Below are 24,455 nucleotides of genomic sequence, written 5' to 3'. Positions count from 1 at the left end.
ATTCATCTTTGTGTAACTATATTCGGATAATATTATCTCTACATTAATTACCGTACATAATCAGAATGCTTTTGATAGTTCAAATAGCCTTCTTTCTCCTCAAAAGCTCTAAATATTCTTCTCTCTTTTACTTAAGCATATCCCTCATACTCCCTGAAACTCCACTCACTTAGTAAAAACGTTACTGTCAGCACAATTGTATCGAGATAATAAAGCTCTTTAATTTTATCTTCAGAAAGGTGATAACCTCCAATCAACAATATGCTAGCAGGTTATTACAGTTATTTTAAATTTGTTTTTTATTTTAATGGATTCGACTTTTGCAAATAATAATGTTGTTTAATTTGAGAAGCGAATATTAAAAACATACTACTTAATAACTCGTGATTAAGTCTTCGCCCTCATATCTAGGATCTTTCTCAACTTTACCATCTTTTGTTTTGATGACTTTTAGTCTACCTAACCACTCTGCTCCGTTATATGTCTCTTCACTTACCCATACATTATGCTTTTTACCATCTACCTCAACTACTAATGTGGGGTGTGTAAACATGAATTCCTTCTCTACATGCCTACCTACAATTTCTGCATGTAATGATGTACCTTCTTTAACTAGTTTACTATTCTGATACCCTTCGATAATAGGTAATCCAATAAATACAAAGAATATCAGTCCAAATACGATTACTTTCTTCTTTGTACTCCATTTATTCTTTTCTTTCAATTCCTTCTGTCTCGCTTCTCTTTCTTCGCGTTCCTCCAAACTCTCATTTAAAGCGTCTTCCCATGCCTTAATTTCCTCTTCGATTTCTGCTTCAGCTCTTGCTAGTTTTTCTAGTTGTTCATCGGTTGCTACCATCTCATATGAGTTGTCTCCAACCAAACGAATTTCAGCACCATTTTCTTTTACTTTTCGCAAGTCTTTTTCTGTACAATTAAACTCTCGAATGATTTCCCCTTGTGTGTTTACCAGTCTAACGTAAATGTTTTTTTTCTCCTTCTTCTTAAACATCTGAACTCCCCCTTATTTGTTTCCTATCATAGATAACCTTATTGCAATTAAGATAAAGAAAACGATAATAAGGAAAGTCTTCCCTTTGCTTACTTGTGTTGTAGAACCTTCCAAGACAGCCCATATAAAAATTGGGAAAAGAAGAATACCTAGGAGAATATCAACTAACTTGTTGCTACTCTTCTTTAGTGGTTTTTCTTCTACTATCGGTTTTATCTGAACAGATTCTTTTCTTATTTGTTTCGGTTTATTTTTCTTACGTCTATGATTCACCCAACATACTCCTTTTAGAATAACTTTTTCCTAACTATAAAAATACCGAAATATCCCATTTTCATCGTATAGGATAAAATGATTTATTTCTTCACAAATAGATTTCCACCATAAAAAACAGTCTATGACTATTATTTACAAATGTTATTTCAACTTTTATTTTATTCTTTTTCTATTCGCTATAAATTCTTGACGTTCTTTTTCATGTTGTTCCCACGTAATACTAGATATTTAGATTCTTATTCAATCAAAAATAGACTTTCCTCTTTCCATATTGGAAGAGGAAAGTCTATTTATTTCTAAATATATTATAGCCCTTGTTTTATTAATAATTGTTACTTATTATTTTCAGCCTTGTTCTTTATCGTTTTTACAAATTCATTTCGCCATATTTTAAAATTATGAGCAAATTTTCCTTCAATAGAATTTTTATACCCTTCAAATTTCACTTCTAAAATATCAAAGTCATTGAATAATTTATATGTCTCTGCCGTCAAACCTACTGGGTGTAATACCCCACCATAATCATAGAAAGTGTCTTCATCGAGAAGTATTCCTCTTGTAGTAATTACATACTCTACATCTTTTTCTTCCTCAGTACTCAACCTCACTACACTTCCTAAAGGCAAAACTTTCTCCATATAATCTTTCATATTAATTCACCGATCCTTTTAACACGATAATTTTCTCTTCTATTTTTTGTCGCCTTTTTTCTAATTGGCGGATACGATCAATAAAAGCATCACGTGTTTTACCTTGCAAACTATTATCAATACTACTTTCTAATCTTCTAATATCTCCTGTCAAAGATACAGCTGCTTTTTCAAGTTGCATAACAACGTTAATAATTTGATCTCGCCCACCACTGTCCGGAAATGTACTATGAACCCTCGACATTATCATATGTAAATCCATCCTCATACCCCCTTCCTTAACATTTATCAATAATAAGAAACTGAAGCTAACTCTTCATCTTTTGCTATCATAGAAATTACCGCATCTGTTACATCTTGACTTAACTCTTTTAAATCATTTGAAAGTTCGTTCACATCTCTGGAAATCTCTACTAATAATGAACGATTTAACCCTCTACTACCATCATTCATAAAATAGTTTAATAATGATTGGCGATGGCTTCTTACATAATCTCCAGCAATTGAAGCAATATTTGTATCAATTTCAAAGTCACCTTTAAATACATCTAAAATATCTTGAACAAGAGAAGATGCTACTTCTTTTGCAATTGCTATAATTTCATCACGGGATAAATAAAGAATGATGCATCCTACTAAAAAATCTACAGCTGCGTTAAATACTGATTCTAACACTTCAAGTACCTTTTCCTTACATTTTGCTAATTTATTCTCTATCCAATCCACAGCCGCATTCACCTGATTTCTAACTTCTTGTATAACTTCCTTACTAAATTTCAAAGCTTTTTTTCCTGTTTCTACACCTATACTTGCTATTTTTGTTGCTAGAGCACTAGTATCTCCCACTACTGTTATTGCAACTAGAATTGCACTGACTGGAGTTCCATTTACCACTAAATCCACTACAACTTCTTCTGTTGTACTTAATGTTTTTTTTCCAGTGATTCCTTTATATAAGTCCCCAGCAGATTCTGATATTTCTAAAAAACCAAATTTCCAATCAAATCCTGTTTCGCTAACCTTTTTCAATTTATCTATTGCTACATTCCCATTCCTAGAATAAAATTTTGGATCATATAAAAAAGAATGCCCTTCCCCATTTTCCATTTTATAAACCTGTCCAGGTATTACAAAATCTGCGGCCTTAATGGCGCCATACAAAGGATCATATTCATTTATAAGACTGCGGCAATTTTTCATATTGGTCCCGTATCCGTACTTAACCACATCTTTATTTAGAACAGGCGCAGGATTTAAAGCTAATACGTTTATATTATCTTCTTGATGTCTTAATGCAACTGTATTCGCTGCTCCGCCACCTAAGGAGTGCCCTAGTAAAGTTATCTTCTTTCCTTTATTCTCCGCCTTGACTTTTTCATAAAATTTTTCTGCTTGACTATACTGAAATTCCGCTAATGACCCCAATATAGGTGAATTAGTTAAATTATGTAGCCCAATTGCTCCATCGGTTGCTAAATCGCCTACCTGATTCGGTTGAGTTCCAACGTATACTATGAAAATCTCATCCGTATCTTTACTTCGTAAGGCATATGCTCCAAACCCTGATGTTGGATGGTTATCATCATCAGCTATAAGCTCAGCATTAAAATTTTTCTCTAATTCCCTCTGATTTGTCTTTTCATTTGAATTACTATATATTTTCTCTTTCCCATTATATTGATAAATATCTCTACCAGCTAACCTCAGCTTACCTACATCGCTATCTATTTTAAAGTCCTCTTCATTTTTCATTTCTCTCCCCACATTAAACTCCTCCTAATATAAATTATTGCTGATTTATATACTCTTTTTCATAATCTATATATTCTTTTTTGGAATTTTGATTATTTTCTTCCCTAGCATGATAATATGTCGAAATTTCTTGATTTCGCTTTATAATTTTATTCTCTTGTTTTTCTTCATAATTTACCGAAATAGTAATTTCCATTATTCTCATATTATTTTCTTTTGCATCATTAGGTGTATTAAATTCAATCATTAATACTGCAGAATCAAATTTATCATATTTTAAATTTAACTTATCATTAATTATGCTTTTAAACTGTAATTCCGTTAAATTATAGCTTATTATGCTCGGTTCACTAAATCTTTTTTTATCCTCACTTGGCTTCAATTTACTCAGTCCGTTTAACCCTCCAAATATTAATTTTACATATGAAATATCTATGCCTTGATTCTGGGGTATTAAACGGGATTTTTCATTTTTTAAACTTGTACTATAAACAGTTTCTTTTTTGTAATTTTGATTGTCACCAACGTTTTTGTCATTTTTTATATCAGTAGCAACCTTTTGAGTTGTTTCCCCATATAAATCTTTATCTTTCACATTATATACTCCATGAGTTGTTTGATATATTATCCTACTATGTTCACCGTCTTCTTTTTCTTCATAAGTACTATCGCTAACCTCTTCTTTCACATACGCATACCCATCATCACTAGCAGACATAACAGTCTTCATATCCCCTTCATCCAACGCCTTTACTAATCTCTCATACTCTATCTTTGTCTCTCCAAAACCACACCCACTTAATAAACTTGCCACTATTGACACGACTATCATCACCTTAGCTTTCTTCTTTAATTTCATACTGTCACCTCGTTAGTTACTCTAGGCATTTTTAGTTTCATTATGTTCCCTTTTTGATAGTAATACACTTCATCTTTACCTAATGGCGCTTCGTTGCTTATATATTTTATATTGAAGATACTTTGATCATTTAATGGCATTGCGATAATTGCTGCTGTTAGTTTACTTCTCATTTTCATAGGTAGAGCTTCACGATTTCGGTCCATGTAGTCGTGGTGACCTGCTAATACAAAGTAAATACCTACTGTACGAGATAAATCAATTAAAGTCGCTGCATCCTCCATTTCTAAATAAACAAATTTACTAAACTCTTCAACATTTGTCATGATAATGAGTTGTTTTGTGAATGCAGGAATTTCTCTACCTTCTTGTCTTGCTTGTGCTAATTCAAAAGCTCGTTCGCGAATTACTTCCATCCAATACTTCGCATGCATATTTATTTCATTTTCGTCTACAATGTAGTGCGTCACATTGTCTTTATATTGAACGAAACTATACTCTGCTGTATCCACTAATGTCACACTTTCAAAATAATCTTTATTCAATTGAGATAGGATACTAGATACAATTTGTTTTCCCATACTATCATCTACACTATAAATCATTAAATGATCATTCACCGCAATATCATGAGCTACAACTTCTACATTTGCAAAATCAAGCCCCATTGGAATTCTTCCTGCTTGTAGAGCTTTTGTAACGTCTTTATTTTTACGATACGTAGCAATATCAATCACTTCTGGCATCATTGGAATTGCCTTCGGACGTTCTCCATCCCATTCTCGATCCATATCATTTGCTTCTTGTTGTAATAATTGAATTTGTTGTAGTTCATCTTCTGCTTTCGTAGGTAATGCAGCCTGGAATAATGTAGGAGATTCTAATTTTATTAACGCTCTTCCTGCTGTTTCTTCCACTTTTATATCAGATCTCCCTACAATACTAGCTACTTCACTCTGATCAATCATATATAGACAAGTTTGGATTTTAATATTATTGTACAATTGAATTCTAAGTGCGTTTTGTCGTCCTGCACTTATTAAAGTATGAATTCCTAAACTAGCACCATCTCGGACAATTTGCATAATTAGCATTTCAAAGCTCTCATAGAATTTTGCTTCTTTTACTGCATCATAATTATCGATTGCAATAATAATATGTGGTATTTCTTTCCCACTTGCCTTTTCATACATTTCAATACTCGCAACGTCATATTCACTTAATAATCGTTTACGATTTTTCATTTCTTGAGTTAATCTTTCAACAAACTTTAAACATTTTTCTGATTCGTCAATTGTAATCGTATCCGCTACATGAGGTAATCCTTTTAAAGGTAGAAGACCATTTGTTCCAAGGTCCACTAAATACACATGCAAATGCTCCGGACTATGCTGACGAGCTACATCCATAATGACTGATTGTAAGAATGTTGATTTTCCGTAGCCTGGGCTTGAGAAGACCGCTACGTGTCCGTCTTTACTAATATCTAATGTTAATGGTGTTTGTGATTGTAATTCAGGCTGATCTAGTAGACCAACTGTTGCTTTTAATGGTTTCTTTTCTTTCGTCCATGCTTCTTTGAACTGAATAGCGTGTAAGTCTTGTAAATATACGCTTTCTGGAAGTGGTGGTAACCACGGTCTAGCTAACGCTTCAATTTCATTTACCTCTGCGTAATCGTGAATGTAGTCAATAACAGCATCAAGTTCAGATGGTACGCTTATTACTTCTTTACTACTACCAAGTCCACTTAAATCTTCACTTAATATTTCATATTGTCCTAGATCATTTATTGCATAGATTGTTGCGTCTAAATGTTCTTTATCCTCTTTGTTTTCTACATAGTCTGCTCCGCTCCAAGCCGATTGGAATAGTTCATAAATTTCATTATTCCCAACTTGTAAGTAAGCACGCCCTGGTAATGTAATTTCAGCAGCATCTGGTGTTTTTAAAATTTCATTACTATCCGACGTATTTTGAACTTTCAGTGCTAGTTTGAATTTCGAGTTACTCCAAATTTGATCATCTACAACACCACTCGGTTTTTGCGTAGCTAATATTAAATGGATTCCGAGCGAACGACCGATACGCGCTGTTGAAACTAACTCTTTCATAAACTCTGGTTGTTCTGACTTCAGTTCCGCGAATTCATCACTAATTAAAAATAGATGTGGCATTGGCTCACTTACTAAGCCTTCTTTATACAGTTTTTGATACTGATTAATATGGTTTACATCATTTTCCCCAAATAATCGTTGTCTTTTTTGTAATTCAGCTTTAATTGATGCGAGCGCTCTCATACTTTGTGCTCCATCTAAGTTCGTAATTGTTCCTAATAAATGCGGTAAGTTTTTGAATAAATTCGCCATACCGCCGCCTTTATAGTCAATTAGTAGAAAGGCCACTTCGTAAGGGTGGAAATTAACTGCTAGAGATAAAATATACGATTGTATAATTTCTGACTTACCTGAACCGGTTGTACCTGCTATTAAGCCGTGTGGCCCGTGAGCTTTTTCATGTAAGTTTAAGTTTACGATATCTTCTTTACCACGTAATCCAAGTGGTACAGCTAAAGATTTATGCGCTGCATTTTTCTCCCAGCGCTTTGTGATATTCAGTTCTTTTATTTTTTCAACACCGTACATTTCTAAAAATGTTACGCTTTCTGGAATACTATTTTTTAAGTTTTGCAAATGATTTAACGGCGCTAGCGCTCGTGAAACATCTTCTAAATTGAAACCTTTCGGTACGTGATTTAATTTAAATTGACGGTTAACAAGCTCCCCTTGTTCTAATATGATGTTTCCTTGCTTTGCATCTCTTATATCTATTACCGTTTTCACGTGTTCCGGTAAACTTTGCATAACATCTTGTACGAAAACAAGTGATACACCTAATTGACTCGGATCATCATTAAAGAATTCCATAACAACATGGTCTAGTATTAGCTTTTCATCTGTAATGAGAACGACATAGTGCGGTGCAAAATACATTTTTTCATTAGTTGAACTCTTTTCGTCTAGTTTTAATTTTCGTTCTTTCAGTATTTGATATAAACTATTTAACACTTGATCACGACTACGATCATGGTATACAAATCCACGTACATTTATATCGCGAACACTTCCATGAGGTAACCAGCGCATCCAGTCCCATTTCTCCTTTTCTTCTTCAGGAAAAATAGTAATAAACTGCAAATCATAATAACTATGGAATAACGCCGTTTGTGCAACTAATAATTGTAATTGCTCTAACACTAAAGAGCGTTGACCAATATAACCGACTGGTCCATTCATTAAATCTGTTACAACTGGCACATCTTCCAATGAAAGATAACGTTGTCTTAGTTGACGTGCTATATCAATTAATTCATCTTTCGTCTGACTAAATTCTTCTTCATTAAACTGAATTTCAAAACTCGTATTAGCTTGCCCTGTACCAACGCTAAATGTTAAGAAATCATGATGTTGCATTGTTTTTTCATAAATACGTGGATTTACTTGAACAGCCATATTACGTATAATCTCAACATTTGGATTATGATAATGTAATGCATGACGCTGTTTTTCACTTTCTGCATGTAAATCTTTCGTTTTTTGTTTTATATACTCTCTATAGCTTTTATCACGTTCAACGATGTCGATTTTATATTGCTTTAAATTTTTTATATAAGATGTGACAGAAACAATGATCGTTACTAATGTCATTGCAATGGATGCGATAATAAACATTCCATATTTCATAAAGATAGCAAGTAATACTGTTACGACAATCATGACAAGGGCAGGTGCAATAATTCTCGCCAAATGCTCAGTCGGTTTTGACGGCATGCTTGAAGGTTTTGCAATTGTCATTTTCTCTTCTGGTTCACGGTAAATAATACGTGGTGAACGATGATAGTCTGGATAACCACTTTGATAATTCGTTTCTGATTCTACTAAAATAGGTAACGTAGATTTCACTTTATCTTCTGAAGACAATACTTGAATATCTTCACTGCCTATCTCCACTAAAACGCCATCAAAATATAATTGGTCTCCTGCTTCTAACATAGCGCTATCTTTTAGCCTTGTATAATTATGAAATACTTCCCCGTCGTATACGTTCACTTTAAATGAATCGTACAGCGTTTCACGAGATAGTATTATATCTACACTACTACCGGTAATAGAAATATCATCATAACTGTTTTGACTGAATGTAAGAGAATTTTTTGTTCCTATATCAAACACTTTAGTTGTGCCAATAATAGAGATAAAGATTTTCAAGCTCACATCTTTAGTTTTTACAATCTCAAATTCCTTATTGAACTCTATTAATTGATTTTGTATCATCCAAGCATTTACTTCATTATTCCACTTTAACTCTACTTCTTGTTCTAAACTTGGATTCGTAATATCATTTGTCCACTCTTTTCCAATCGACACTATTGATTGCTCATTTGGATGTAATGTGCACTTATATACTTTGTCTCCATAAGTCAATACTAATAGTTGCTCCATCCGTGTTCACTGCTCCTTTTCAACGGTCTCATCAAGTGCTTACTCTTTTTTCTCTGTGTTCGACGAGTCTTTATCGTTTGATGATTTTCCATATTTCTTTTCATATTCATTTAATTGTTGCTCATATGTTTTTAATTTTTGATCACGCTCTTCGCCTGATAAATCCGGATTATTTTTCAGCGATTCAATTTGTTTAACAAGGCCGTACATAATAAGCTGAGGATCATCAAGTGTCTTAGCTAAATCTAATGATTGATCAAAATTACCTTTTCCGTTATACATCCAATACAGCAAATACTTTTCATCACTTTTCAAACTAATATTTTTCATAATCGATTTCTTTTGATCTTCACCTAGTTTTTCAACTGTAATGTATGCAAATGCTAACTCATATTTAGATGCAATCGGTAATGATTCAAATTCCTCTTCATTTAATTGCGTAATTACTTTGTCATAATCAGTTGCTATGAAACTCGCATTTGCTTCTAACAATTTATTTTGATAAGGAAATTTTATAAAAGTGAAATATATTAAAGGAGCAGCTAAAACAACTGTCGCCGCTATGAAGGAAAAAGCTAAATATTTAAATGATTTGTAGCTCTTTTTATGTACTAACTGCATATTGTTTTCTGTTTTTGTTTGTTCCTTCTCAAAGCTGTCATCAAGAAATTGCAGTAATGCATCTATACTTTCCATTTGAGAAATTGTCTGTTCAAATGTTGTTTCTTTTGCATCTTTTAGTAACCCAGCATACAAATCATCAAAATTGTGCTTTTGGGAGAATAAAGCGATAATTAGACACTTATATTGTGTTAAAAATTGCTCTTCTAACAACGGGGTTGGTGGAACAATATCTCGAATTCCTCTATGTATAATACTTGGCATTAAATTAGCATTAAAAACTATATTGTCTGGATGTAAAAAGAACGTGATTCTTTTATTTAAATATTTACGAAACTGCGCAACATTTCGAAGCAGTCTTAATTTCTCATTTCTTCCCAAACGGCTAAGATCGTCCCACTTATATAACTTTTTATCCACTTGAAATATAAAAGTAAGCATATCATCCGTTTCTTCTATCGTTAATGGTACAAACTCAGATGATGCGCCCGTAATTATATCGAATTGACGGAAGTCTTTTATACGTGTTTGAGATTTTGTCATCTCCAATTTCCAATTTTCCTTTTCTATTTGAAATTGATAGTTTATTGCATCAATTTGAATTGTTTTTTCCGTCATTTTTATCCTCTTCTCCTTTTCTTTATAACCCGTAATAACTTATTTTCAAATAACTATAAGCAAAAAGTATTCTTTATAAAACTTGTAAAATATCTCCATTTGTTATTTGGTGATCGATTAAACGATCATTATCTGTTAAAACAATTGACTTATTCTTTACTTTAATTACAAAATGTGAACCTTCATGATTATCCACATTTAGCGTATCTAATAAATTTTTCAATAAATATTTAATAGATTGATGATTCGGAATACGTAAATCATATGTATTTCCATTCCATTTACTAAAATCTACCGTTACATTAATATGCGTTTGTATCGCCATTACTTTACCTCCAACTTTTGCGAAGAACCGTATAAATACCGATGCAAATAAGTACAATGCCACCACCAAATAATAATATGATTGTTGTACCAATTGGCTTTTCGTTCATTGTTTCATTACTCGCTACTTCATCTGCACTTTTTCTCACAACGTATTCACTGCTAAACAAACTATTTTTCATATCTTTCACACTATTATTTTCTTTTTGTTTTATAAAAAGAGAATCTCGTAAAGCTTCCATATCTTTTTGTTCTTTCTTTTTCTTTTTCTGAATTTCTTCTTCTATGTCTTTGCTAAATAACTCAATTGATGCTTTATCTAATTCTGTTTCCTTATGTTCTTCTTTATTTTTTTCTTGGTCGCTTTCTTCAATTCGATCCACTTTAAACTTAATCTTCCCATCATCACCAAGATAACTGTCCGCCGCGCTCCTTATCGGTAGCGCGACAAACAGTAAAAGGATAGAGAGAAATGATAACTTAGCCACTATGCTCCATTGTTTGATCATTTACTTCTTTTTCCTCCCATTTCTTATGCCATACAAATAGATTACTAACTAACCCTATAATGGCAATTACAAACAATACGATAAAAATAACTTTCCCCGTATCTTTACCGCTAATAAAATCATTTAGAAAACTTTCTATATACTGAAGTGGTGAAAATTGACGTACCTTTCCAACTGATGACATTTGATCTACTTTACTTCCAACTGCTTCAGTTAAAAATAGGTACATACTTAAAAATACTAATAGGATAAACATCCCTACCATTTTTATTTGTCGCAATAAATATGTTGAAACCAATACAAACGCCATCATAATGATTGTGATAAACGCAATCCATAGTAAACTTTGATCCTGACCAAACTGTAAAAGACGTCCAGAAATGATACCTATACTAATTCCTTCCACAATTGATATACCGAATGCTACTACTGTAGTTGGTACATTCATATCAATTAATGAGAATTTCTCTTCAAAATGATCTAATTGCGTTCGTTTCTTTTCTTGATTCGCAATTGCGTATGCTGTAAATAACGCAACAATAAAACAAGTTAATACGATTAAATATGGTGTAAAAGCATTACCAGCTACAATGACTCCATCATTTTGTTTCTGAACTGGACTAGATAAAAATTGATATAACATTTCATTTTGGCGATCACCAATTCGGCTATTAGCCAAAATTTTAGTAAAGTTTTTGGAGAATGTTTTATCATCGTCCATTTTCTTCGTAAAGTCATTTAATAATGAATCAGCTTTTGAAACAATTGTCGTTCCGCTGTCTTGAATTTCTTTTGCTTGTCCATTAATTTGATCAAATGTTTTATAAACATCGTCTGAAGTTGCTAAACTATGCTTCGAACTCTCGACCAATGACTGACTTTGTGACATTAATGATTTAATACCAGAATCTAACGATAAAACAGCTGTTTGCTCACCAGTATTATTTGTTGTTAGCACTTGCTGTTCTTCAACTAGCTTTAAGCTACTCTCACGCCATTTCGCTAAACCTTTTAAATATTCCCCTAAATTTTCATTCATACTAGTTGCTTGTTGCGTCGTTACATTTAATTTCTCTGCTAGTAACATTGAATTTTGATCCGCACTAGTAATGAATTGTTGATAAGAGTCTATTTTTTGCTTTAAACCTGTCATATCTTGCTTAACTTCTGCCGTAATACCTGATGAAACTAGGTTTGAAATTAAATCAATTAAGCTTTGTTTATTTAATACGTAGTACAAAGATTGTTCAGTTGCAATTGCATCTAAACTTCCCTCTTCTAGCTTAGGACCTACATCTTGCGTTCTTAAATCAATCCCATAATACATTTCGTATAAACTAATTAAACTTTGATAACTTTCAACTGTATCTACTGCTTCTTTTATTAATACACTAGATATATTTTTTGTTAATTCTTCTGATTTTTGATGTACAACTTGATTCGTTGTACTTTCAATAACTTTACCGTTATCTGTTCCCGGTTCGCCTCCTGGATTTCCTCCGGTTCCGTTATCTGTCCCCGTTCCGCCTCCTGGGTTTCCTCCGGTTCCGTTGTCTGTCCCCGTTCCGCCTCCTGGATTTCCTCCGGTTCCGTTATCTGTCCCCGTTCCGCCTCCTGGGTTTCCTCCGGTTCCGTTGTCTGTCCCCGTTCCGCCTCCTGGGTTTCCTCCAGTTCCGTTATCTGTTCCCGTTCCGCCTCCTGGGTTTCCTCCAGTTCCGTTATCTGTTCCCGTTCCGCCTCCTGGGTTTCCTCCGGTTCCGTTGTCTGTTCCCGTTCCGCCTCCTGGGTTTCCTCCAGTTCCGTTATCTGTTCCCGTTCCGCCTCCTGGGTTTCCTCCAGTTCCGTTACCTGTTCCCGTTCCGTCTCCTGGGCTTCCTCCGGTTCCGTTATCTTTCCCGGTTCCGTTATCTTTCCCTGTTCCGCCTCCTGGGTTTCCTCCATTATTCCCTGTTGTGTTTTCCATTTTTTTGATAATAGGCTTTTTAGCATTGTGTACTAACGGCATTATGCCATACTGTGATTTATGAACCACATTTTCCACCTTGCTGTTTTCAGTTTGTGTTCCTTTATCTTCTTTTTCAGGACTAGTTTCTTTTTTATGAGTCCCACTCAATTCCCACTGCCACATTACAGGAGAGAAAACATCTATATTGATGTTTGGATCTTTTAACTTTACATGTAAGCTAATCTTTATATCCCCTTCATTACGAGGAGCTATTGTAATTTCTCCTGCTTCGCTTTGAAGAAAGTCACTTGTACGATCCACATCATCAATATGTAAAGCTTCTGTACTTCCATCTAGTTTAAATTCTTCTGGAATATTTATCTTCAAAGTTTGTGAAGATTCCATTTTAATTACTTTCGCCGTATCACTAAATGTAATTCCCTCTGTATAAAGTTTATCCTTTACTTCTTTAATAGCGTTTCCTAAAGAGATTTTATTTACAGGATCATAATTAAAGTTATTTTCTTTATTATATTTATTTGTAAATTGGATTACATTTTGCAATTGTAATTTCGTTGTATCTGGCAAATCACTTTGAACGATTTCTTCCATGTTTAAACTAGGTAATTTCGCAATTAAATTTTCGATTTGGTTCTTTATTCGAACGTCTGGTTGTTTCATTAATGTATTTATAAAAATCTCTTGCTTTCCATCGTTCGACATAGATTGCTTTAACTTTTTAATTACCGTCTCTTGAATATCACTTTCTAACTTTCCTGCAAGTTCTGTATCATATTCTGACACTTGTTTTTTTACATCTGTTAAATGTTTTTGAATTGCTGAAGCATCAGCTAAAATATTTGGTTCTTTCTCTGAAAGCGTAAATTGATTTGTAATCACTTTATTAGCAGATTCCAATGCACCTAACTGCTTTAAAACATCGCCTGTATTCATTTCACTCATGTATTGATTAAATTGACTCGTAAAATTATTCGCTAACAGATTATTATCAGATTGCATTTTTTGGAAGTTATTAAACCCTTCTAAGTAAGTATTGTTAGATTTATTCCCTTCATCTAACACTTGACCGAAACCTTTTAATACATCCTGAAATCCTTTAAAACTATTAACAGAAACCCCAGTATAATCTTGCACTGTTTTAAATTGATTTGTGTAATTTGCTAAAGGACTATGTACATCTTTTTTGTACATAGTTGTTTGAACGTTTCCTTTTTCAATTATTTTCCCTATATTATCTTGTGCACCTTGCAACTTACCGATAATACTTGCAAAATAAACGTCGATGATTTGCTTATTGAAATCTTCTAAAATTGTAGACGCCGTATTCTCAGCCTCAGCTTTCAAATCGTTATTCCCAGTTGCATTTACTTTGTAGTTTAACGTTAATTTCTCTGGTAGTTCTGAATCAATCGCAACTGCTTTCCTAGAAAAATCGTTTGGTATAACAATCATCATGTTGTAATTATTATTTTTCAAACCATTTTCTGCTACTCCGCGACTAACTACGTACCATTCTTGTTTCGTATTTTTATTTACATTTTTAACAAATTGATCTCCAAACGCTATTTTATTGCCCTCAAATACAGTGCCCTGATCTTCATTTACCAACGCAACTGTCATTTTTGGTGTAGTATTCTCATTAGCTTTCTTAACATTTTGATTTAATGCTAAATAGGAGACCCCTGTTGATAGTACAAGAGCTAAAATAATAAACAACAAGATGCTCCATCTGAACTTTTTCACTACTTATCACTCCTGCGACCGCGAGTCTATTAATTGAAAGACTTCGTATCTTACTCTAGTTTTAAAGTAATTTAGCCATACAACGTATGGTTGCATGGCTAAATTATATATTTCTTTTTATCTGTCTTATTGTAGACCGAAATTACGAGAAAGATCTTCGTCATGTCTAGCAACAGCCTCTGCAGTTTTATTAAGCTGCATATTAATTTCTTGTAATAGCTGTGCGAAGTTTTGTACTTTTGGTTTTAATTGATTGAACTGTTGATCAAAGCCTTCAAAAGCACGACCTTCCCATTCTCCTCTTAATTCATTTTGTAAGTTTTGTAGCTGACGTAAAATGTCCTCAATTTGATTTGCACCTTGTCCATATCGAGTCGCTTTTGATTTAAGCTCCTCTGGTGACATACGAATTTGTCCTGCCATTATTAAATCCTCCTTAAAATTTAAAAATAGTAAAATTAACCAATAATCAATTCTACAAATTGATTATATCAATAATTTAAAAATTTCTAAACAAAAAAATGATATTTTTCCAAAATTTCTCTTTTACTATAATAACGATATATTGTATAATATAAATTTTCTATTTTTTTAAGAAACTACTATTACTTGAAAATAAAAATCAATTAAACAAATTCTACAAATGTTATTCTTAACAATAGAAAAAAAGATTACCTAACATGAATGCGTATATTTCCCATTAAAAAGTTTGATTAAAACTCTATTGGAATTCTTTAATTAAAAGAAATACAGCCTCGCAATTTTTCTCACTTCAAAGTCATAATTACCTGTCTTTCAACAAACCCAAGTTCTTCGTACATCTCTTTCGCAAAATTCCCAGCAAATACATTTAATCGAATTTCTGAATATTTCTCCTTCAATTCCTTAATACCGGCCTCCATCAGTTCTCGTGATATCCCTCTCCCTCGATACTCTGGAAAAACGTATAGCTCATATATAAATCCAAGTTTTTCACGAGAAAAATAGTCAGTATTTTCCCCTATTAATATCCACCCTAATATTTTATTTTCTTCTTTAATGACTAAATAACATGCTCCCTTTTCTACTATTGGTTTTGTAATTTCAATGGCTTTCTCTGTACTTAATTGGCAATTCCCTCTCGTCCCTTCAAAAAGCGATTGGGCTGCATATTTTAATATTTTACTTGTATCTTCTTGATTCGCCTTTATTATCATTTTTCACAACCCCCATCCTTAATAGGCATTACTATCGATTGTTCAAGATTCTCCGCTTCCATAATAATTGCCAGTAATCCATGTTCTGTACTCGTCTCATGAAACTCTCCTTTCTCCCAAAACACAGCTTGTCCAGCTCTTATCTTTACTTTTTCTTTATCTGCCCCACACACATATCCTTCTCCGTCCATAATAAGAAGCAGCTGTGATACAACTGCTTCTTGATATCCAATTATTCCATTCTCTTGTAAATGCATAGCACCGATATGTACATTCCCTTGGTGGTTTACTATTTTCGACATTATGAAATTAGATTGAAATACTGATATGCGCTTTCCCGCTTTTTCACTAAAATCAAAAATCTTCACTTCTAGTCCTCCTTATATGTATAAAACCATCCTTACTGTCTGCATCAAATGTCCTTCAAAGTCTTCTTCAAATTGCTCTAATTCAGCAAAACCTTTCGCTTCATAAAAATGTTTACCTTTTTCATTTGCTGCTTCTACATGAATGTATAGTTTCCGAATTCCTTTTAATACCGTTATTCCTTTTTGTAATAAAGCACTTCCTATCCCTTTCCCTTGCTGATCTGGTAACAAATAAATCGCACCTAATTCTGCTTCGTTTTGCAATCTAACTGGTGAAAAATTAGCAAATCCTATTACTTCTCCCTCTTCCTCCGCAACGAATAAATGTGTATTTTTAAGACGATATTTCATTTTTTCATCAGAATATGCCTCGTCTAAAAAACTGTCTTGAATCTTTCTCGGAATAATGCCTTCATATGTATCATGCCAAGCTACTTTCGCTACTGTTTGTACAGCATGAATATCTTCTTGCTTCATTTCTCTAATTACATATGTCATCTCGATGTCTCCATTCTCTTTAAATTATATTCTGCTACTATACTAGAAGAAACGGCAGAACCATTTTCATAATTTACCTTAATTAATTTTAACTTTTCAATCGAAGCTGTTTTAACATCAAAATTCCCATATATATACTCCATTGCGCTTAAAAACTGAGTCGAGTTCAAATGATTCGCTATCGTACAATGCGGAACCCATTTGCCCGGTACATAATATGAATTTGGATTATTATGAAAAGCTTGGAAATGATCATGATAAGAATGATGAAGTGTTAACAATTCATCGGTAATAGTCGGCGCTAGAAAAATCGTTCCGTTTGTAGGAAAAGTTCCAACAGAAGAAAAAGTCACTGCAGCCATTTTCTCTTGAATAGCTACAAACTCCTCTAATTTCTTAGTATATAAATTAACATCTAACTCCTTATAGTCCGCAAGTGTGATATGCGGTTCTACTCCCGCTAATTGATTTGACTCTATTATATTCGTTAGTTCATTTTGCAATTCTATAATCTTATTAATAAACACACTATCAAATGTTGCAATAATAGCGTACATGCTTCCTCACCCCTTCGTTACATATATCGCTTCCCATTCTTCACGAATCATTCCCATTCGAATAGAATCATAGTATGTTCCGTTATAATATCGGCATTTGCGCATTCTACCTTCTAAAGTCATTCCTATTTTCTCAGCTACTTTCATCATTCGTTCATTACCAGACCACGTCGTGAGCCCTACTCTACCAATCTCCATCTTTTCAAATAATAAATCTCGATATAATGTTAATGCTTCTGTACCGTAGCCACCATTCCAGTATGTTGGATCATAAATAACAATTCCCATCTCCAACCAACGCGTCGGTTTATGTTCCCAATAAAATCCGACTGTACCTATAATTTGATCGTTATTTTCTATAATTAAATTTGATAGAGGTTCTTCTTGTAAACGAGTTAACATCTTTTCTTTATAAGGTGCGTATTCTTGCATTGAGAAAGGGAAATATGGCGCGTCCCACTTCTTCCATTCTGGATTTTCTTCTTTAAATACGAGGCTCCATAATGTTTTTATATCTGATTCTTCAATTGTACGAATTGTAACTTTGTTCCCCTTTTTTATAACGTTTTGCATAATTTCCTCCTACATTCCTCTTTATTTCATATATAATTATAATGTTTTTTCAGAAAAATCAAAACAAAACTCTATAATATATTGTTTCATTTTGTTATTTGGCACTTAATATTTATGAAGAAAGTAGTCTTCTAACCTTTAATCTCACCATATTTCAGGAGGAATTTATTTTGGGAAAAGTTCAAGAGATATATCAACGATTCCAAGAAGATATGAAACGGAATCATACCGCTAAACGAAATGACTTTCAGCATTGTAAAGAATTCCTTCTGTTCACTCATATGTTATTAACTACGGAAGTATCCGAAATAAATGAAAAGTTTCGTACAAACATTTACAAAACGGAATGCCAGAAGATAAATCCTCCATAATAGCTAAAGATGATATATGTGACCGTAACGCAGTTAATAAAAAACAGGAGGTTACATCCCTCCTATTTCAGCTCAATATTTTACTTTCCTTCTTATTTATCTCAAGTAGAATCCCTTTCTCTATCCAGCCTTCTACTCCATTTTTTTTAATTAAATCATACCCTGCGCAGCTACCATCAATGAGAGAAACAATATCCCCTTTTCTAACACCTATTTGCGCACAAGAAATATCGGTTTTCACTGTGTATTCACCTGACTCACGTTGCCTAATATATTCATTTTTCACATTGAGTAATTTATTCGTTTCCTTTTGCTTGCATATTGTGTAATCTCGCCTCTTCTCCACCGGCTCTATGTAATAATACGGATATGTAACCCCTCCCTGCATTGTTGCATCAGCATTAAATTCTGCTGTTGCTTCATAAATTGGAAAATAGTCTACATATGTATAAGAAAACGTATCACCTGTTAGTTTCCTCTGAATGATAAATGCGTTTAATTGTCCTGCTTCTTTAATCGCATTCCCGCCGTCAATTGCAATAATTTTTTTCTCCTTATCAATAACTGGATTGTTAGACGGGGCTTCTTCAGAATAGTTCACAACAGGCCAATGCCCAACAACTACATACTTATTAGCTCTATGCGATTTATTAAAAAACTCTGGCATTGCTATCGCATTTTTGCGCGCTGTTTCTTTCCAATCTACTCTATCTTCCAGTCCAGCATGTACAAAAATATAATCTTCTGTTTCAATCGCTGTTGGCAGCTTATTTAGCCAATTTATTTCTTTTGAAAAGTGACTTAACAGTACTTCCTTCACTTCCTGAATTGAAGTATCTTCCTGAATAGAAAAATGTAATTGTTCTAACCATTCATTAAAAATCGAATGCTTTCTCGTACATAAATAATTAATGAGACCTGGATTTTCATTTAGAAGAGCATCAACTAAAACTTCACAATTCCCTTCAACAACGTGAACATTTAAATTACTCTCTACAAGATCCATTACATAGTCTACTACGCCGATGCTATCGCTTCCTTTCTCACAAAGGTCTCCATTAATAATTAAATAATCTTCATTCTTAAAGTTAACTTTATGTAGTAATTCTTTTAAAAGGTTCAATTCTCCATGAATATCAGATATTATGATAACTCTAGCATTATTAGGGATAGATAGTTTCTTTATTTTCTCCAAGTATAAACGCTCCAATCATTTTCTTTATTTATACAAAATAAATTATAAACCTTTCTAAATGAAATAGGTTCTATAATATGTCATATAGAACCTATCTTTCTTTATAATTTTTTATAAAAAGAATAACTTACCTTATCATACCCTTCCCTTTCATAAAAACGATGAGCATCAATTCTAGGAAACGCTGATGTTAAGTCGATAGACTCACATCCATTTTCCTTTCCCCAGTTCTCTATATAAGAAAGTAATACATTCCCATATCCTTTTGAACGATGTGCTTCTGCTGTTACAAGGTCATATACGAAAACGTGCTTCTTATTATAAAAGTTCGTACAAATTGCTACACCGGCAAGGCCAACAACTTCATCATCTTCATTACGTAACGAAAATAGTTTATAATTTTCTTCTTTCATTTTTCTAAATAAAAAGCCTGCTTCCTCTTCGGAAAGCTGTGTTCGTAATTGCTGTAAAACAGGTAATACTTCATGTAATTGTGCTTCTGTTACTACTTCTTTAACATTCATTTGAACTCTCCCCTAACAATTTGTATAATTTTCTAAATGTTATATCATTATTATAGGGAGTATCTGCCCTTCACTTAAGTGACAGTTTAATTATTTTTTATAAGGCCAGTTTTAAAGGAGAGTTCTTACTATGGATTTTACTATCCCATTGCAATTAGAAAGCAATACACCTATTTACTTACAAATTTACGAATTTATAAAATATGAAATTATACAGGGAACTATTTCTGTTGGTACACGTCTTCCCTCACATAGAAACTTAGCGTCACAACTTAATATTAGCCGCATTACTGTTGAATCAGCTTATCAACAATTATTAGCTGAAGGTTATGTAGAAAGTAAACCGAAGCGTGGTATTTTTGTTGCAAATGTCGATATTGACGTTATCCCGAATAAAAAATTAAATATGGCAAAGGAAAAGAGCAATTTAATAGAAGATCCGTTTGAATATGATTGTAGCCAAGGTCTTATTGATCAAACTGCTTTTCCGATTACAAACTGGAAAAGAGCGTTACAAGAAGCAATACTAAAGTACGAAAATGCGTTATTTGCTAAAGAAGACCCACAAGGTGAGTTCGTTCTTCGAGAACATATTTCAACATATTTATATCATGCGCGCGGTGTATATTCTTCACCTGATCAAATTGTGATTGGTGCCGGAACACAGCCACTTCTTTGGCTACTAATTCAACTGCTTGGTCCTACAAAAGAGTACGGCATTGAAAACCCTGGATTTCACCGTATACATGCAATTGTTAAAAGCTGCAATCAACAAATTCATCCCATTCCATTAGACGAAAAAGGGATTCGTATTTCTAACTTATACAATACAAATTCCAATGTCGCATACGTTACGCCATCACATCAATTTCCGCTTGGAATGATTATGCCTTTATCTAGAAGATTGGAATTGTTAAAATGGGCCAATGATCGCGATGGATATATTATTGAAGATGACTATGATGGGGAGTTCCGTTACGCAGGTAAACCAATTCCGTCTTTACAAAGTCTTGACTCAAATGAACGTGTTATTTATATGGGGACTTTCTCAAAATCTTTTTTACCTTCTTTACGAATGGGATATGTTGTTTTACCACCGCATCTTTTAAAAACGTATGAAGCGTTGCAAGGTATTTTTAAACAAACAGTCTCTACTACACAACAACTTGCTTTCGCTAATTTTATACAAAGTGGAAATTGGGAACGTCATATTAACCGCAGTCGTACGTTGTATAAAAGAAAACATCATACATTAGTAAAATTCATTGTGAAAGAAATGGGTACTAATGTTCAAATTCTTGGTGAACAATCAGGTCTTCATATTGTTCTACGTATCCATAACAATATGAATGAACAAGAACTTATTGAATCAGCTAAGAAACAAAGTATTAAGTTATATCCACTTTCTCCCTATGATTTTGTAAATGATTTACGCAAAGAATCTTACGTATTACTCGGTTTCGGTAGTATTCCCGAAAATAAAATTGAAACGGTAGTAAACTTATTGAATGAAGCTTGGTTTCCTAGTTAAAAGAGAATTTGCTAACGCTGAGTTTAACTCGTAATACAATAACAATTCAACAAAACAAAAAAGAAGATTGTCCAAAATAGCTTTTTGGACAATCTTCTTTTAGTTAATCACCTGATCGAGCGGTCCTTCCCGGACGCTTAACACCAGTTGTTTCTGTTGAATAAGAAGCTTCAATTATAGCAGTTGGATCTACAGAGAGAACGAGATCTTTCATTTTCGGATAAATGAAACGGTTTGTAATACAATAAATGATTCTCTTATGCTCTCCTAAAAAACCGCCTTCTCCATGTAGATACGTAACGGATAATTGCAATTCTTTCATAAGTAGATCGCCTATTTCTTTATTCTTACCAGAAATAATCATGACGCTCTTTCCTTGATTAATGCCATCTAATATGAAATCAATCATCTTCGTAACAATATAGAAAATTGCTAATGAGAACATCGCTTGTTCGATTGAAAATAAAATGGCCACAAAAATGAAAATAACTGCATTTACAGCAAGTAAAAATGTGCTAATTGGTACCTTAAAGTGTTTGTTCATCCAAACTGCTAACATTTCTGAGCCATCTATTGCTCCGCCCATTTTCACTACAATCCCTACACCAATTCCAAACAGTACGCCACCATAAAGTACAATTAATAGTTCAGAAGTTGTAATCGCTGGAAATGGTTTTAAATAAATCAATCCGAGTGTTGTAACGACATTCGCATACGATGTACGTATAAAAAATTTCTTCCCCATTACTTTTGCAGTAAATAGTAAAATAGGAATATTAAGTCCTAAAAACACACCATACAGCGGTAATCCTGCAACTTTATTTGCCATAATAGCAATAGCCGTTACCCCGCCATCTACTAGTCCATTAGGCGCTAAAATAAGCTCTAGTGAACCCGCTACAATAATGGAGCCAATTGTTAATAATACGTATTCAAATACTCTCTTCATTAATTACCCCCAAAACTTATATATTTTCTTAGTATTATTTTAACGTAATCTTACTACTAATACAAAGATATCAGTTTATATACACAGAAGTTTCACCTTTACAGTGATTTTTATGTAATTGATTTAAAGCCTAATAGAAGAAACACACTTACATATTACAATAAGTGTGTTTTAAGCGTTTATTCTGCTATTCGCGAGCAGTAGACTCCCGTTTCAAATTTCAAGCTGAAACAAAGAGTCGGCTACCCAAAAACGCCCGATTCGTGTGAGCTAACAATCAGTTGTAGATGAACAAAGTCCACACTGATTAAAGTTTCACTTTATTTAAGCTTTAAATATGAATTCATTTTCATTTTAAATATTTCATCAACTGCTCTCTCATACCCACCACTATTTCGAAGTGACTTTCCAACTTTACGACTATTTTCCTTAAACGTTACATCATCCATTACTTCCTTTACAGTCTCACGTAACAATTCAGAAGTTAATTCTTTACGATTAAGCCTTATTCCAGCCCCTACTTCAGTCACTCGTTTCGCAACTAAAGGCTGATCTCCTGTTACCGGAATTACAACTAACGGGACACCGTAATATAACGCTTCACTCGAGCTGTTCATACCACCATGTGTCACGAATACATCAGCATGTTGTAATACTTCTAATTGCGGCACATAATTATACAACTTAAAGTTATTCGGAATATTTTCAAATTGACTTATATTCATTTTCTTACCAACAACTAATATGACTTTCGCTTCTACATCTTTAAACGCTTCAAAACATTTTTCATACAGGGCAGGTTGTTCATTAAAAACTGTTCCCATAGAAATAAAAATCACTTTTTCATCTTTTAAATCTTTAATAGGAAAACTGTTCTCTTCTTTTCGAGTAGCAATTGATGGACCGACAAATTTATACGATTCATCAAATACATCCGAATGTGGCTGATATTCTTTTGAAGTGTATACAATCGTAATATCGCCAGGATGATTCATAATATCATACAAACTATTACATTTCATTCCATACTGCTCTTTCCATCTTTCCATTCCCACTACACAAGATTGGTATAATGGATTGGTCTCATCTATTGGGCTCGATTCTTGCTCATCATTAAAAGTAATGTACTGATTAAAAGCAAAGGTTGTACAAGAAGAAACGCTTTGCAACTGTAGAATATTCGCTATAATACGTCCAACCGGAAAATGATTATCGTATATTAAGTAATCGTACTTTTCTCCTTTTGTTTCTTCTACAATTTTAGTAACAATACGTTCTGATGCTTCAATCATATGGGACAGCATCGTCAAAGGACTACCACCCTCATTAACTCGTTCCATAATATTAATTTGCGAAAGAAAATTCTCAAATGATCGAAATTCAGCGCCTGTTGCTTCAACCTTGTTTTTGTAATCTTCAATACAATATGATACAACTGTTTCCCCACGTCGAATTAACTCATTAACAACTGCTATCGTCGGATTAATATGACCTTCTCCAGGGAAATTTATTACGAGTACGTTCGCCATACCATTCTCTCCTTTCGATTCAACACACATTAATTAATACTTAATCATGTTAATTAATTTAAATCTATTATATAGGAATCTATTCTCCTTCTTCCTATCTTTCTCTTCATTTTATTATTGAGAAATATTGTCTAAAGCCCGCACTATTACGAGTACAGAACCTTATAAATATGCACTTCATTCCCCTTTTACTTTTCATATCTCGTATCATACGAACTTTACATTCGAGCATTTTTCACGTTTATCATTCGAAAACATTATTTTGATAATTCATACAAAACTAGAAAAATATAATTTCCATGCTGATTTCTCACTATAAATTTATGTATGCT

22 protein-coding genes and 2 pseudogenes are annotated in these 24,455 nt (G+C 33.3%); 2 read left to right on the top strand and 22 right to left on the bottom strand.

Annotated elements, in window-relative coordinates; genetic code table 11:
- Window positions 1-373: 373 nt before the first annotated feature.
- From MHH42_RS10340 to MHH42_RS10260, 18 genes and pseudogenes are all read right to left on the bottom strand, one after another.
- Window positions 374-1,012, bottom strand: coding sequence for a hypothetical protein (locus MHH42_RS10340; protein WP_016513922.1), 639 nt, complete (start codon window positions 1,010-1,012; stop codon window positions 374-376).
- 12 nt (window positions 1,013-1,024) lie between these two features.
- Complete coding sequence (locus MHH42_RS10335; RefSeq protein WP_001016555.1) at window positions 1,025-1,285, bottom strand: hypothetical protein; 261 nt, start codon at window positions 1,283-1,285, stop codon at window positions 1,025-1,027.
- A 335-nt stretch (window positions 1,286-1,620) separates the two neighbouring features.
- Entirely contained in the window at window positions 1,621-1,938 is a 318-nt protein-coding gene (locus MHH42_RS10330) for a DUF4176 domain-containing protein (protein ID WP_000656387.1), read from the bottom strand.
- Window position 1,939: 1 nt separating this feature from the next.
- Window positions 1,940-2,200, bottom strand: coding sequence for a hypothetical protein (locus MHH42_RS10325; RefSeq protein WP_000363091.1), 261 nt, complete (start codon window positions 2,198-2,200; stop codon window positions 1,940-1,942).
- Between the two features lie 26 nt (window positions 2,201-2,226).
- A complete protein-coding gene (locus tag MHH42_RS10320; protein ID WP_033657371.1) occupies window positions 2,227-3,690 on the bottom strand; it encodes a lipase in 1,464 nt (487 codons plus the stop codon).
- A gap of 34 nt (window positions 3,691-3,724) precedes the next feature.
- A complete protein-coding gene (locus tag MHH42_RS10315; protein WP_000768476.1) occupies window positions 3,725-4,549 on the bottom strand; it encodes a DUF3952 domain-containing protein in 825 nt (274 codons plus the stop codon).
- Window positions 4,546-8,775 (bottom strand): annotated as a pseudogene (gene essC / locus MHH42_RS10310) (type VII secretion protein EssC); the annotation flags it as partial. The gene MHH42_RS10315 and the pseudogene essC, both read right to left, overlap by 4 nt.
- Window positions 8,773-9,051 (bottom strand): annotated as a pseudogene (locus MHH42_RS32410) (FtsK/SpoIIIE N-terminal domain-containing protein); the annotation flags it as partial. The pseudogenes essC and MHH42_RS32410, both read right to left, overlap by 3 nt.
- Window positions 9,052-9,090: 39 nt before the next feature.
- Window positions 9,091-10,290, bottom strand: a complete 1,200-nt coding sequence (gene essB / locus MHH42_RS10305; RefSeq protein WP_097895546.1) for a type VII secretion protein EssB — start codon at window positions 10,288-10,290, stop codon at window positions 9,091-9,093.
- 73 nt (window positions 10,291-10,363) lie between these two features.
- Complete coding sequence (locus MHH42_RS10300) at window positions 10,364-10,615, bottom strand: EsaB/YukD family protein (RefSeq protein ID WP_001007574.1); 252 nt, start codon at window positions 10,613-10,615, stop codon at window positions 10,364-10,366.
- Window positions 10,616-10,619: 4 nt separating this feature from the next.
- Window positions 10,620-11,123, bottom strand: coding sequence for a type VII secretion protein EssA (gene essA, locus MHH42_RS10295; RefSeq protein WP_000595649.1), 504 nt, complete (start codon window positions 11,121-11,123; stop codon window positions 10,620-10,622).
- Window positions 11,095-14,832: a type VII secretion protein EsaA gene (gene esaA / locus MHH42_RS10290; RefSeq protein WP_340893304.1), complete on the bottom strand. Its 3,738-nt coding sequence runs from the start codon at window positions 14,830-14,832 to the stop codon at window positions 11,095-11,097. Before esaA ends, essA begins: the two co-directional genes overlap by 29 nt.
- Before the next feature lie 126 nt (window positions 14,833-14,958).
- A complete protein-coding gene (locus tag MHH42_RS10285; RefSeq protein WP_000918601.1) occupies window positions 14,959-15,255 on the bottom strand; it encodes a WXG100 family type VII secretion target in 297 nt (98 codons plus the stop codon).
- Window positions 15,256-15,599: 344 nt separating this feature from the next.
- Entirely contained in the window at window positions 15,600-16,028 is a 429-nt protein-coding gene (locus MHH42_RS10280; protein WP_016108250.1) for a GNAT family N-acetyltransferase, read from the bottom strand.
- Window positions 16,025-16,396: a cupin gene (locus MHH42_RS10275; protein ID WP_070173067.1), complete on the bottom strand. Its 372-nt coding sequence runs from the start codon at window positions 16,394-16,396 to the stop codon at window positions 16,025-16,027. Before MHH42_RS10275 ends, MHH42_RS10280 begins: the two co-directional genes overlap by 4 nt.
- A gap of 12 nt (window positions 16,397-16,408) precedes the next feature.
- The gene (locus tag MHH42_RS10270) at window positions 16,409-16,894 is read right to left on the bottom strand and encodes a GNAT family N-acetyltransferase (RefSeq protein WP_000222833.1); all 486 of its coding nucleotides are present in this window, start codon (window positions 16,892-16,894) and stop codon (window positions 16,409-16,411) included.
- Complete coding sequence (locus tag MHH42_RS10265; protein ID WP_000270900.1) at window positions 16,891-17,451, bottom strand: 2'-5' RNA ligase family protein; 561 nt, start codon at window positions 17,449-17,451, stop codon at window positions 16,891-16,893. The genes MHH42_RS10270 and MHH42_RS10265 overlap by 4 nt, the downstream gene beginning before the upstream one ends.
- A 6-nt stretch (window positions 17,452-17,457) precedes the next feature.
- Window positions 17,458-18,024, bottom strand: a complete 567-nt coding sequence (locus tag MHH42_RS10260; RefSeq protein ID WP_070173066.1) for a GNAT family N-acetyltransferase — start codon at window positions 18,022-18,024, stop codon at window positions 17,458-17,460.
- Window positions 18,025-18,194: 170 nt separating this feature from the next.
- Here MHH42_RS10260 and MHH42_RS10255 point away from each other — a divergent pair, with 170 nt between their 5' ends.
- Window positions 18,195-18,395, top strand: coding sequence for a hypothetical protein (locus MHH42_RS10255; protein ID WP_070173065.1), 201 nt, complete (start codon window positions 18,195-18,197; stop codon window positions 18,393-18,395).
- A 67-nt stretch (window positions 18,396-18,462) separates the two neighbouring features.
- On the opposite strand, the gene MHH42_RS10250 is transcribed toward MHH42_RS10255, so the two are convergent.
- Both MHH42_RS10250 and MHH42_RS10245 read right to left on the bottom strand, forming a co-directional pair.
- Window positions 18,463-19,590, bottom strand: coding sequence for a metallophosphoesterase (locus tag MHH42_RS10250; RefSeq protein ID WP_000411335.1), 1,128 nt, complete (start codon window positions 19,588-19,590; stop codon window positions 18,463-18,465).
- Between the two features lie 101 nt (window positions 19,591-19,691).
- Entirely contained in the window at window positions 19,692-20,114 is a 423-nt protein-coding gene (locus MHH42_RS10245) for a GNAT family N-acetyltransferase (RefSeq protein ID WP_001101106.1), read from the bottom strand.
- Window positions 20,115-20,244: 130 nt separating this feature from the next.
- Here MHH42_RS10245 and pdxR point away from each other — a divergent pair, with 130 nt between their 5' ends.
- On the top strand, window positions 20,245-21,645 hold the full coding sequence (pdxR, locus tag MHH42_RS10240) for a MocR-like pyridoxine biosynthesis transcription factor PdxR (protein WP_000348003.1): 1,401 nt from the start codon (window positions 20,245-20,247) through the stop codon (window positions 21,643-21,645).
- 103 nt (window positions 21,646-21,748) lie between these two features.
- Here pdxR and MHH42_RS10235 read toward each other — a convergent pair whose 3' ends face one another.
- The gene (locus MHH42_RS10235; RefSeq protein ID WP_000831972.1) at window positions 21,749-22,594 is read right to left on the bottom strand and encodes a YitT family protein; all 846 of its coding nucleotides are present in this window, start codon (window positions 22,592-22,594) and stop codon (window positions 21,749-21,751) included.
- A gap of 320 nt (window positions 22,595-22,914) precedes the next feature.
- Window positions 22,915-24,123, bottom strand: a complete 1,209-nt coding sequence (locus MHH42_RS10230; protein WP_000024447.1) for a macrolide family glycosyltransferase — start codon at window positions 24,121-24,123, stop codon at window positions 22,915-22,917.
- Window positions 24,124-24,455 lie beyond the last annotated feature (332 nt).

The organism is Bacillus sp. FSL L8-0099, assembly GCF_038006385.1.
GTDB lineage: Bacteria > Bacillota > Bacilli > Bacillales > Bacillaceae_G > Bacillus_A > Bacillus_A toyonensis.
Note: the sequence above shows the minus strand (reverse complement) of the source record. Positions and strands in the feature narration are given on the sequence as shown.